The sequence below is a fragment of the Amycolatopsis sp. NPDC051061 genome (genome assembly GCF_040682935.1).
Classification (GTDB): Bacteria; Actinomycetota; Actinomycetes; order Mycobacteriales; family Pseudonocardiaceae; genus Amycolatopsis.
This window is the reverse complement of the sequence record NZ_JBFBBZ010000029.1, coordinates 40,615-51,024: the sequence shown is the minus strand read 5'-3', so window position 1 is coordinate 51,024 and position 10,410 is coordinate 40,615. Positions and strand designations below refer to the sequence as shown.

Annotated in this window: 12 protein-coding genes; 1 reads left to right on the top strand and 11 read right to left on the bottom strand. The window is 71.7% G+C overall.

Annotation, left to right across the window (positions count from 1 at the left end):
• Positions 1-32: 32 nt before the first annotated feature.
• From AB0N03_RS33095 to AB0N03_RS33085, 3 genes are all read right to left on the bottom strand, one after another.
• The gene (locus AB0N03_RS33095; RefSeq protein WP_364379886.1) at positions 33-599 is read right to left on the bottom strand and encodes a GNAT family N-acetyltransferase; all 567 of its coding nucleotides are present in this window, start codon (positions 597-599) and stop codon (positions 33-35) included.
• Positions 600-639: 40 nt separating this feature from the next.
• Positions 640-897 carry a hypothetical protein gene (locus AB0N03_RS33090; protein WP_364379883.1) on the bottom strand — a complete coding sequence of 86 codons (258 nt, stop codon included), beginning with the start codon at positions 895-897 and terminating at the stop codon, positions 640-642.
• 122 nt (positions 898-1,019) lie between these two features.
• Positions 1,020-1,481: an Lrp/AsnC family transcriptional regulator gene (locus AB0N03_RS33085; RefSeq protein WP_364380085.1), complete on the bottom strand. Its 462-nt coding sequence runs from the start codon at positions 1,479-1,481 to the stop codon at positions 1,020-1,022.
• 80 nt (positions 1,482-1,561) lie between these two features.
• On the opposite strand from AB0N03_RS33085, the gene AB0N03_RS33080 reads away from it, so the two are divergent.
• Positions 1,562-2,602 carry a Glu/Leu/Phe/Val dehydrogenase dimerization domain-containing protein gene (locus tag AB0N03_RS33080; protein ID WP_364379880.1) on the top strand — a complete coding sequence of 347 codons (1,041 nt, stop codon included), beginning with the start codon at positions 1,562-1,564 and terminating at the stop codon, positions 2,600-2,602.
• On the opposite strand, the gene AB0N03_RS33075 is transcribed toward AB0N03_RS33080, so the two are convergent.
• From AB0N03_RS33075 to AB0N03_RS33040, 8 genes are all read right to left on the bottom strand, one after another.
• Positions 2,571-3,821, bottom strand: a complete 1,251-nt coding sequence (locus AB0N03_RS33075) for an ABC transporter substrate-binding protein (protein ID WP_364379878.1) — start codon at positions 3,819-3,821, stop codon at positions 2,571-2,573. The genes AB0N03_RS33080 and AB0N03_RS33075 overlap by 32 nt on opposite strands.
• Positions 3,818-4,951, bottom strand: coding sequence for a branched-chain amino acid ABC transporter permease (locus AB0N03_RS33070; protein ID WP_364380082.1), 1,134 nt, complete (start codon positions 4,949-4,951; stop codon positions 3,818-3,820). Before AB0N03_RS33070 ends, AB0N03_RS33075 begins: the two co-directional genes overlap by 4 nt.
• Positions 4,952-4,967: 16 nt before the next feature.
• On the bottom strand, positions 4,968-5,846 hold the full coding sequence (locus AB0N03_RS33065; protein ID WP_364379875.1) for a branched-chain amino acid ABC transporter permease: 879 nt from the start codon (positions 5,844-5,846) through the stop codon (positions 4,968-4,970).
• Positions 5,843-6,688, bottom strand: a complete 846-nt coding sequence (locus AB0N03_RS33060) for an ABC transporter ATP-binding protein (RefSeq protein ID WP_364379872.1) — start codon at positions 6,686-6,688, stop codon at positions 5,843-5,845. Before AB0N03_RS33060 ends, AB0N03_RS33065 begins: the two co-directional genes overlap by 4 nt.
• Entirely contained in the window at positions 6,676-7,485 is an 810-nt protein-coding gene (locus AB0N03_RS33055) for an ABC transporter ATP-binding protein (protein WP_364379869.1), read from the bottom strand. The genes AB0N03_RS33060 and AB0N03_RS33055 overlap by 13 nt, the downstream gene beginning before the upstream one ends.
• Before the next feature lie 310 nt (positions 7,486-7,795).
• Positions 7,796-8,611 carry a PHP domain-containing protein gene (locus AB0N03_RS33050; RefSeq protein WP_364379866.1) on the bottom strand — a complete coding sequence of 272 codons (816 nt, stop codon included), beginning with the start codon at positions 8,609-8,611 and terminating at the stop codon, positions 7,796-7,798.
• A gap of 13 nt (positions 8,612-8,624) precedes the next feature.
• Entirely contained in the window at positions 8,625-9,257 is a 633-nt protein-coding gene (locus tag AB0N03_RS33045; protein ID WP_364380079.1) for a response regulator transcription factor, read from the bottom strand.
• Positions 9,254-10,393 (bottom strand): GAF domain-containing protein, encoded by a 1,140-nt coding sequence (locus tag AB0N03_RS33040; protein WP_364379863.1) that lies wholly within the window; start codon positions 10,391-10,393, stop codon positions 9,254-9,256. The genes AB0N03_RS33045 and AB0N03_RS33040 overlap by 4 nt, the downstream gene beginning before the upstream one ends.
• Positions 10,394-10,410: the final 17 nt, after the last annotated feature.

Here is a 10,410-nt window from a genome sequence, read left to right as displayed (position 1 = left end):
GTGTTCAGGGCGGTCAGAACCGCCCTGAACACTCACGACCGCGCCAGCCACTCTTCGCGGGTGATCGCGTACTCGACCTCGCCGTGTTCGCTGCCCGATGCCCGCTCGTGCTCCGGGAACTCCTCGAAGTACGTGCGGACCACCGTCATCCCCAGTTTCTCCATCACGCGGCGCGACGCTTTGTTCACCACCATCGTGCCCGCCGTGACGCGGCGGACCCCCAGCTCCGTGAAGCCCTTGGCGAGCAGCGCCGCCGAGCCTTCGGTCCCGTAGCCCTGGCCCCACGCCTTCCGGTGCAGCCGATACCCCAGCTCGGGCTCGTCGGTGCGGTCGTGCGGGCGCGGGCGGAAATGGAACCACCCCAGAAAATCGCCGGTGCTCTTCTCGATCGCCGCCCAGAACCCGTAACCGGGGAAACGCTCGTAGTAACCGAGGAACGCGGGGAGATCCAGCGTGACGATCTCGGTGCGGTCCGCCGGCTGTCCCCCATTGAGGTACTTCATCACGGCCGGGTCGTCGTAGAGCGCGAAGAGCGAGTCGGCGTCGTTCTCGGTGAACCGGCGGAAGATCAGCCGCTCGGTTTCGAGGAATACGTGCATCGGGTGATGCTGTCAGTGCCGTTCAATCGTGGCAACGCGATTACGCGGCGACGGCGAAGACCTCGCCCAGCGCCAGCGAGCCGGCCTCGGTCAGCATGGCGGGCACGCGGGTGCCGCACTTGCCGGGGCAGGCGGGTGCGATCAGGCCGAGCCGCGCGAGACGGTGCACGGTGGACTGGTCGCAGCAGCTCAGGCCGTCGATGAACAGGTCGGGCTCGCAGCTGCAGCTGATCTCGGCGTGGCCCCCGGCCACGGCTCTCAATGTGGCCCGCTCACGGTGGTTCAGTTCCGTTGTCATGGCGGTGCCTCCTTCCCGTCGTGCTCATTAGACCGCCCACCACCGACATTTTGCGCCTTTGAGGGTGCGAACCCGGGTATTTCAGGGGAACACTTAGGGGTGGCGTGTCGCACTTCCCAGGGTTACCCCGGTGGAAGTGGTTCAAGCACCGTCTTGCGCAGGTGGCGGAAAACGATCGACGTCCGGAAACCGACGATCTCCCGGCGCAGGGCCAGCCGGTCGGCGAGGAAAGCGTGCAGCGCGTCGATGTCCGGCGTGGTGACCTCGACCAGGAAATCGTCACTCCCCGCGGTCACGTACACCGAAAGCACCTCCGGCAGCTCCGCGATCGACCGCTGGAACTCGTCGATCACCGCCCGGCTCAGCGGCCGCACCTGCGCCGCGACGAGCGCCCGGACGCCGCGGTTGAGGCTCGCGAGGTCGACGTCGGCGTGGTAGCCGCGGATGACGCCCCGCTCCCGCAGCAGCCGGACGCGTTCGAGGCACGTCGAGGGCGCGATGCCGACCTTCCGGGCGATGTCCCGGTTGGTCTGCCGGGCGTCCTCCTGCAGGTGGCGCACGATCGCCGAATCAAGTTCGTCCAGCACGGGTACCTCCGCGGTGCCACCGAATTTAGTTCGGCGACCAGTCGACAACGTCGATGTTCACTCTAACTTCGGTCGGCATGACCGCACATGAACAGCTCGTCGCCCGGCGTGGCCGTCGTTCCGGCGTCACCACGATGGTCGCGATCCACTCGACCGCCCTCGGCCCGGCCGTCGGCGGCTGCCGTCTGAAGGCGTACACCGGCCTCACCGAGGCCGTCGACGACGTCCTGCGCCTCTCGGCCGCGATGACGGCGAAGTGCGCCGTCGCGGGGCTCGCGTTCGGCGGCGGCAAGAGCGTCCTCGCCCTGGAGCCCGGACGCGTCCTGTCGCCCGCTGAGCGCCGGGACGTCCTGCTCGACCACGCCGACCTGATCGCCGAGTTCGGCGGCGCCTACCTGGCCGGTCCGGACGTCGGCACCGGCCCGGCCGACATGCTGGTACTGCGCGAGGTCTCGGCGTTCGCGTTCTGCACGCCCGAGTCCGCGGGCGGCACCGGCTCCTCCAGCGGCCCGACCGCCGTCGGCGTGCTGGCCGCGCTCCGGGCCGCCGCCACGGCGGTGTTCGGCAGCGCGGACATGGCCGGGCGCAGAGTGGTCGTCAGCGGCTACGGCTCGGTCGGCGCCCACCTGGCCGCGAGCCTCCAGCAGGCCGGCGCGGACGTCGTCGTCTCCGACATCGACCCGGCGAAGCGCGCTGAAGCCGAGCAGCGCGGGCTGAGCTGGGCCGAGCCGGAGAAGGCGCTCACGCTGACGGCCGACGTCGTCATCCCGGCCGCCGTCGGCGGGGTCCTGAGCCCGGAGACTCCGCTGGACACCCCGCTGGTCGTCGGGCCGGCCAACAACCAGCTCACCGATGACGCCGTCGCGGCCGGCCTCGCCGCCCGCGGCGTCCTGTGGGTCCCGGACTACGTCGCGAGCGCGGGCGGGATCCTGTACACACTCTCGCGTGAAGCGGAGGGCCTGGACCACGAGGCCGCGCTGGCCCGGGTCGAGACGATCGAGAAGACCGTCGAAGAGCTCTTGAAGGCCGCGAAGGCCAACGCGACCACCCCGCTGCACGAGGCGGCCGCGCTGGCCGAGCGCCGGCTCACTTCTGGTGCGGCGCCACGTACTCCTTAGCTTCGGGTGCTTCGAACAGCGGCTTGACGTACCGGACGCCGCCCTCGGCGGAGGCGTCCGGAGTCGCCGCGTAGACCTGGCGCGTCGCCGGTGTCCCCGGCTTGGAGAAGTCGAGCGCCGCGACCAGGTCGTCGGTGCTCGCCGACGTCGTCTGCTTCAGCGCCGCGGCGATGCCGTCGCGGCTGAGGTCCTTGTTGTCGCAGGCCTTCTTCAGCACCGCGCCCCACACCTCGCCGACCGCGTAGCCGTAGGGGACACCGCCGTTCGGCGTCTCCTTGTACGCGGCCTTGAACTTCGCCGCGACGTCCTTGGCCTTCGGCAGATCGGCCGAGAACGGCACGCTGCTGGCGACGATCGTCAGCTTGTCCAGCGCGTTCGCCGCCGGGCTCTTCAGCAGCACCGGGTCGAACGTCGGGTTGTTGCCCAGCACCGGCACGTTCAGCCCGAGCGCCTTGTTCGCCGCGAGCGCGGACCCGGTCTGGGCGGGCGTGGTGGTCAGCGCGATGGCCTTCACCCCGGCGCCCTTGAGGCCGGTGACGACGTTCGTGAGGTCGCTGTCGGTCGAGGTGATCTTCACTTCCTTGACCGTCAGGTTGTGCTTCTTCGCGTAGAACTGCGAGCCGCGCAGGCCGTTCTTGCCGTACTCGCCGTCGATGTAGACGTGCCCGATCGTGTCGCCGTCCTTGAGCTGCCCCTGCTCCTGCAGGTACGCCAGGCCGTCGATCATCTCCACGTCGTAGGTGGTGCCGACGATCATCACGTACGGGTTGTCGAGCAGCTCCGACGACCAGGACGCGGGCGCGGCGACGGCCTTGTCGGTCGCCAGGTTCTGCTTCAGCGCGGCCACCACCGGTGAGCCGAGCAGCTGCACGAACCCGAGCACCTTCGGCTCGATCTGCGGGTACAGCGTCTTCGCCGTGTCGGCCTTGTAGCCGTGGTCGACCTCTTCGAGCTTCACCTGCCGGCCGCAGACGCCACCGGCGGCGTTGAAGTCCTTGGCCCACAGCTCGTTGCCTTGCGTGACGCCGAGGCCGAGGTTCTTGAAGACGCCGGACTTGTCGGTCATCACGCCGAGCGTCACCTCGGTGGCGGTCACCCCCTTGCCGGTCTTGACGCCGGAGCTGTCGGCGCCCGACGAGCCGGAGTCGTTCGCTTTCGTGCTGCAGCCGGCGAGCGTCAGGACGACCGCCAGCGCCGCCGCCAGGTGTGTTCGCTTCATGGTTCCTCCGGGGGTTGACGGCGAAGACGGGTGATCCGGCGGCCGATCGCGGCGAGCCCGCCCGGCTCGAACAGCACGACGAGGATGATCGCGGCGCCGTAGACGAACGAGCTGACCATGATCGGGGTCAGCGCGCCGTCGCCGGTGCCGGCGAACCAGCCCAGGTCGGCCGAATAGAGGGCGAGCACCTGCGGCAGGCCGTTGACGATCAGCGCGCCGACCAGCGCGCCGGGGACCGAGCCGAGCCCGCCGATGATGACCATCGCGAGGTAGGCGATGGACACGTTGATGCCGTAGGTGCCGAACTCGCTTTCGTCCGGCTTGAGGATGTCGAACCACAGCACGGTCATCGCGCCGGCCAGGCCGCCGTAGGCCGAGGAGACAGCGAACGCGCCCGCCTTGGCGCGCAGCACGCTGACGCCCATCACCGCGGCCGCGGCCTCGTTGTCGCGCACCGCCCGCCACGACCGGCCGACCCGGCCGCGCACGGCGCCGCGCGCGATCACGAACGCCACCACGGTGAGCAGCAGGAACAGGTACCACGTGCGCTCGGCCTGCCGGATCGGGACGCCGAGCAGGGTGATTTCCGGGCCGTCGTCGGTGAAGGGGAAGCCGAACAGCGAGAACCGCGCCGGTGCCCGCCCGGTCGACGTCCCGCCGGTGAGCTCTTCGGCCGACTGGCCGAAGTAGAGGCCGAGGAACACCAGGGCCAGGGAGGCGACGCCGAGGTAGATGCCGCGCAAGCGGCCGGCCACCGGCGCGAAGGCCAGGCCCAGCAGCCCCGAGACGACGATCGCGCCGAGCAGCGACAGGCCGGGGTCCAAGCCGAAGCCGATGACACGGTCGTCGCCTGTCGGTCCGGAAAGGACGGTGTAGGCGGTGCCACCGGCGAGCAGGAAGAACGCGTGGGCCAGGGAAAGCTGCCCGGCCTGGCCGACCACCAGGGTCAGCCCGATCGCGCCGACTCCACCGATCATCATGTACTGCCCGGCCTTGAGCCACGCCGCGTCGAGGTAGAGCGGCAGGGCGAGCAGGACGACCAGCAGTACGAGCCACGCCGCCGCGCGCACCAGCTTCCCGGCGTCACGGCGCTTCGGAGGTGCGGCTTCGACCGCCGGTGGCCTGTCCACTTCGGACACAGCGCTGTCAGACACGGGTTCGCTCCCTCGTGCCGAACAGCCCCGAGGGCCGCACCACCAGGACCACCAGCATCACGAGGAACACCGCGCTCTTGGAGAAGTCGAACGAGACGTACTGCGCGGAGAGCGCTTCCACAAGGCCGACGACCAGGCCGCCGACCACCGCGCCCGCCGTCGAGTCGAGGCCGCCCAGGATCGCCGCGGGGAAGGCGGCCAGCGCGATCGAGTGCGTCCCACGCGAAAGCCCGGCGCCGGAGAAGTCCTGCGTCGCGATGAACAGGACCGCGACTCCGGCCAGCAGCCCGGCGACCAGCCACGCGGTCGCGGTGACCCGGGAGCTGCGGATGCCCATCAGCGCGGCGGCTTCGCGGTTCTCCGCCTGCGCCCGCATCGCCACGCCCCAGTTCGAGTACTTGAAGGCGAGCCAGAACGCCGTGATGAGCACCGCGGCGACACCGAGGGCGACCAGGTGCGTGCGGAACAGTGTGATCCCGCCGAGCTGGAACGGCTGCGCGTCCCAGGCGCCGCCGAGGAACGGCAGCGTGACGCCGAGCCGGCGCACGATCTCTTCGGTGACGATCACGTCGACGCCGATGGTGAGCAGAGCGAGGCTGTTCGCGTCGGCGTGCCGGGAGCGCGACAGCAGCAGCCGCTCCACGACCAGGCCGAGCAGCCCGGCCGAAACGATGCCGACCAGCGACGCGCCCACCCAGCCCAGCGCGTCCCGCGTCACGACGACGAGGTAGCCGCCGAAGAGCACGAGCGAGCCGTGCGCGAAGTTGACCACTTCGGTGGCCTTGAAGATGATCACGAACCCCAGCGCGAGCAGCGCGAACACCGCACCCTTGCCGAGGCCGTTCACCGTCAGCTGCAGGAATGTGTTCACGCCGCCTCCGTGCCCAGGTAGGCCTTGATGACGTCCGGGTCGGCCTGGACCTGCGCCGGGGTGCCGTCGGCGATGCGACGGCCGAAGTCGAGCACCGTCACCCGGTCGGCGATGTCCATCACCAGGCCCATGTCGTGCTCGACGAGCAGGATCGAGATGCCCAGCTCGGCGCGGATCCCGCTGATCGTGCCGGCCAGCTCTGCGGTCTCGGCCGCGTTCATCCCGGCCGCGGGCTCGTCGAGCAGGAGCAGCACCGGCTCGACGGCGAGCGCGCGGGCCAGGTCGACGCGCTTGACGACGCCGTAGGGCAGCGCGCCGACCGGGGCGTCGACGACCGCGCCGAGACCGAGGAACGCGCAGATCTCCCGGGCCCGGGCCGCGTGCCGGCGTTCGGCCCGGACGGTCCACGGCAGCCGCAGCCCGACCTCGAGGAACCCGCCGCGGGTGAGCGCGTGGCGGCCCAGCATGACGTTGTCCAGCACGGTCGAGCCGGCCGACAGCGCGGCGTTCTGGAACGACCGGCCGACGCCGAGCCCGGCGAGCTTGTGCGGCGCGAGCCCGGTGAGGTCGGTGTCGCCGAGCCGCACGCGGCCGTTGTCGGCCCGGTAGAGACCGCTGATCACGTTGAAGCAGCTGGACTTCCCGGCGCCGTTCGGTCCGATCAGCGCGTGCAGCGAGCCGGGGGCGACGGTGAAACTCACGCAGTCGAGGGCGCGGATCCCGCCGAACCGCAGGGAAACGCCCTCGACGCACAGCTTTTCGGGGGTCCGGGTGGCGAAGCCCTCGGCTCGAGGCGAAGCCTCGGTTGTCGCCGGCAGCTCCGGCGGCGTCATCCGGCCCACCTCGTCAAGGTCCGGCCCGCGAGGCGTTCGCGAGCGGTCTCCGCCTCGGCGTCGGCGGCCTCCTGCGACTCGGCGTGGCCGCCCAGGTAGAGCCGCTGGACGTCCTGGCTGGCGGCGAGCTCGGCCGCGGTCCCGGCCAGCGCCACCCGGCCGACCTCCAGGACGACGGCGTCGTCGGCGACGCCGAGCGCCATCACGGCGTTCTGCTCGACCAGCACCACGGCCGTGCCCTGTTCGTGGATCTCGCGGATGGTCCGGGCGATCTGCTCGACGATCTTCGGCGCCAGCCCCAGCGACGGCTCGTCGAGCAGCAGCAGCTTCGGCGCGGACATCAGCGCCCGGCCGATGGCCAGCATCTGCTGTTCGCCGCCGGACAGCAGCCCGGCCCGCTGCTTGGCGCGTTCGGTCAGCACGGGGAACAGCTCGTCGACGCGCTCACGTGCTTCGGTGCGTTCGGCGGCGGTGCGAGCCCCGATGCCGCCGGCGCGCAGGTTCTCCTCGACGGTCATCCGGGCGAAGACCTGCCGTCCCTCCGGCACGCAGACGACGCCGAGCCGGACGATCCGGGCCGGGTCGAGCTTGCCGAGCACGTGGCCGTCGTAGCGGATCTCGCCCTCCTCGATCGCGCCCCGGTGCATGCGCAGCGTGCCGGAGACGGCTCTGAGCAGGGTGGACTTCCCGGCGCCGTTGCTGCCGAGCACGGCGAGGACGCCGTCGGCGGAGACGTCGAGGTCGACCCCGTGCAGGGCGGCCGTCGACCGGCCGTACCGCACCCGCAGGCCACGCACGGTCAGCACGGACTCACTCCAGAGCGCAAGACGCCTCCTCCACTCGTGTGACGTGAGTCACCGTCAGTGGCGGCCATCCTGCGATCGGCGGCGGTGATCCGATACCCCCACGTGGAGACCCCGCAGGCTACAAAACGGACACGGCTGCTCGGCCGGACGTAGTGGCTCCGGCATAGTCGCGGCCGCGCGCGGAGTCGGGTGTCGCGAATGAGTCATTGGGGGCGCCGGAGGTCCCGAATGAGTCATTCGCGACGTTTGGCGGGGGTTGGCGACGTCATGAACGACTCTTTCCTGTCGTCCAGCGTCATGAACGACTCTTTCATGACGTTCGGGAGGCCTTCCGCAGACCCGCGAACACCTCGGGCGAGGTTGTGCACTCGCCGAGGCGGACCGGCTTGCGCGCACCGTGGAAGTCGCTCGATCCTGTCGCGAGCAACCCCAGTTCCGCGGCCACCTCACGCAGCCGCGCGCGGACCTCCGGTGGCTGCTCCGGGTGGTCTGCCTCGAGCCCGGCGAGCCCCGCGGAAGTGAGCGCGGCCAGCTGCGCGTCGGAGACCGAAGCGCGCCGCTTCACCGACCGCGGGTGGGCCAGCACCGCTGCACCCCCGGCCGCGCGGACCAGCGCGATCGCGTCCACTGTGGACAGGACGTGCTTGGGCACGTCCGCCCGGCCGCCGTCGGCGATCCAGTCGGAGGTGAAGGCGTCGGTGATGCCCGCCGTCGCCAGCGCCGCCGCGATGTGCGGACGTCCGAGCGGCGCGCCCGCGGCGATCGCCTCGACCTGCGCCAGGGTGATCGGTGCGCCCAGCTCGCGGCACCGCTCGACCATGCGCACCGCGCGGCGCTCCCGGTCGGTGCGGATCAGCTCCAGCTCACCCGCCAGCGCCGTGTGCCCGGGATCGACGAACAACCCCAGCAGGTGCACCTCGAAGTCGTCGAGCCGGCAAGAGATCTCGACGCCGGGGACGATCTCGACGTCGGAGGAGGCCGCGGTCGCCGCCGCCAACCCGGCGAAGGTGTCGTGGTCGGTGAGGGCGAGCACCGTCAGCCCGGCTTCGGCGGCCAGTCGCGGCAGCGAAGCGGGCGGCGTCGTCCCGTCGGAGGCCGTGCTGTGCGCGTGCAGGTCGATGGTCACCCGGCGGAGGATCTCACAGCAGCCCGGCCTCGCTGGCCTTGCCGATGGCCTCGACGCGGTTGCGGGCGCCCAGCTTGTGCAGCGCCGACTGCAGGTAGGTCTTCACGGTGTTGCGCGCGAGCCCCGTCGACTCGGCGATCTCCGGGTTGGTCTGCCCCTGGGCGGCCAGCCGCAGGACTTCGTACTCCCGGCGGGTCAGGCCGCTGCGGGCCAGCGCGTCCGACCGCTGCCCGGCGTCGGGCAGGATCCGCGGGTCGACGACGCGCTCGCCGCGCAGCACCCGCCGCAGCTCGGTCACCAGCTGCGCGCCCGCCGCGTCCTTGAGCAGGCACCCGTGCGCCCCCGACTCCAGCGCGGCCAGCACGCCCTGGTGATCGCCGTGGGCGGTGAACACGACGATCTTGCCCTCGGGGTGCACCCGGCGCAGCTCGGTGACGACCTCCGGCGCGAGCATGTCCGGCAGGCGCAGGTCGAGCAGGATCAGATCCGGCGCCAGCGCCGCCACCCGCTCGATCGCCAGCCGCCCGGACTCCGCGGAGCCCACGACGCTCAGGCACGGGTCCGAGCGCAGCAGCAGCGTCACGCCGTCGCGGACCACCGGGTGGTCGTCGACGACGAACACGGTCGCGGGCTTGGTGGGCGTCACGGCCGCACCAGCGGCACCCACGCGCGCAGGGTGCAGCCGTCGTCGTCGTCCCGGACCAGGCTGACCCGCCCGCCGAGCCGCAGGGCGCGCCCGGTCAGCGTCCGCAGGCCCATGCCCGTGCCGGGGACGGCCGCCGCGCCGGTGCCGTCGTCCGCGACGACCACCTGTACGCCGTCTTCGCTGGGCAGGAGGCTGACGATCACCGACGACGCCCGGGCGTGCTTCTCGACGTTGAGCAGCCCTTCGCGCACCGCGGCCACCAGCAGCGCGGTCCGTTCGGCGTCCAGCGGCGGCACCGCCGCGAGCTGCACGAACCGGGCCGGGACGCCGCAGCGCGCTTGGAACGAGCGGCAGTGCTCGGCCAGCTCCACCGGCAGCGCCCGCTCCGGGCTGGACTCCGACAGCGCCAGCAGCGACTCCCGCAGTGCCCCGGCCGCCGCCGAGACGTCGCCTTCCAGCCGGCGCAGCCGCGCTTCCAGGCCGGGGTGCTCGCGGACGTCGTCGTGCAGGTCGCGCACCTGGACGCCGATCGAGAACAGCAGCGCGCCGACGGAGTCGTGCAGCGCGCTCTGCATCCGCAGGCGTTCGCCGGCCACCGCCGCCGTCCGGTCGGTCTCGGCGACCTTCGCCAGCTGCAGGGCCGTCCCGGCCTGGCAGGCGACCTCCTCCATCCGCCGGACGGCGTCGTCGCCGAAGTCGGCGGGCTCGCGCATGGCCGCGTACGCGATGGCGACGGTCTCGCCGCGCGCGACGATCGGGACGGCGAGCATCGCGGCGAGGCCTTCGCCGCGTACTTGGGCGTCGAACTGGTGGGTGATCGTGGGCGAGCTGACGTAGTCGGTGACCCGGACCGGCCGGCCCAGGGCGAGCACCCGCCCGCCGATGCCCTGGCCGACGGGCACTTCGAGGTCCTGCAGCGAGTCCGTCCGGGTGCCGGACATCCAGCGGATCACGGCGAGCCCGGGCTGGTCGAGCTCCGCGACGAACCCGGCCTTCGCGCCGACCGTCTCCCGGACCAGGCGCGCGGTCCCGTGCAGCGCGGCGACGCGGTCGAGCGTGCCGAGCAGCTTTTCGCGCTCGCGCAGCAGCTCGCCCAGCACCGCGCTGTACTCGGCGACGTGCTCCTTTGCCGTCACGCGCCCACGATCGCACA

What these genes read in the sequence shown, in the direction of transcription:
- AB0N03_RS33090 (WP_364379883.1), bottom strand. Translation starts at nt 897, where the DNA reads ATGACAACGGAACTGAACCACCGTGAGCGGGCCACATTGAGAGCCGTG.
- AB0N03_RS33095 (WP_364379886.1), bottom strand. Translation starts at nt 599, where the DNA reads ATGCACGTATTCCTCGAAACCGAGCGGCTGATCTTCCGCCGGTTCACC.
- AB0N03_RS33075 (WP_364379878.1), bottom strand. Translation starts at nt 3,821, where the DNA reads ATGAAGCGAACACACCTGGCGGCGGCGCTGGCGGTCGTCCTGACGCTC.
- AB0N03_RS33080 (WP_364379880.1), top strand. Translation starts at nt 1,562, where the DNA reads ATGACCGCACATGAACAGCTCGTCGCCCGGCGTGGCCGTCGTTCCGGC.